The following is a 511-nucleotide window of genomic DNA, read 5'->3' as shown; positions in this document are numbered from 1 at the left end:
GTTGCCTGAACATCCCCTTGGGCTTCGCCGGGGCCGCCGGGGACCTTGATCGAGGCGATGCCCGGCAGCCAGACGATTCGCCCGTACAGCCCATCGGTGAAGGTGAAGTGCGTGGTCCCTGGATTGTCGTAGACGATGACCGCAAGCCCTGCATTCTCCGTCACCGTTCGATAGAGCACGAATACCTCATCTGCCGTGAGCGCCGGGTAGGACATGGCCGCCACCAGCCCGCCCGGCCTCTTTCACGTTCATCAGTACCTGGGAGGTGCGCAGCGCACTGACACCGATGACTACCGGTATCCCGCCGGCATGCTCGACCGCCAGTTGGGCCACCCTTGCCCGCTCCCCACCCGTGAGATACGCGCAGGAACCCGTGGATCCGAGGGCGGTAATCGAATCCGTACCCGATGCCTCGAGCCGTTCCATGATTCGAATGAACGATGCCTCAGCAACGCCATCGTCTACCAAAGGCGTCAGGGGACATGAACTGAGTCCTGTGACCATGCGGGTT

The 511-nt window shown here is 62.6% G+C and carries 1 protein-coding gene; it reads right to left on the bottom strand.

The genetic code is table 11. From position 1 onward, the window contains the following. Positions 1-186: 186 nt before the first annotated feature. The coding region (locus G6035_RS20735) for a dihydrodipicolinate synthase family protein (RefSeq protein ID WP_371131084.1) at positions 187-511 on the bottom strand (325 nt) is incomplete at its 5' end.

Source organism: Arthrobacter sp. SDTb3-6 (assembly GCF_013376095.1).
Classification (GTDB): Bacteria; Actinomycetota; Actinomycetes; order Actinomycetales; family Micrococcaceae; genus Specibacter.
This window is presented reverse-complemented; position numbering and strand designations above follow the sequence as displayed.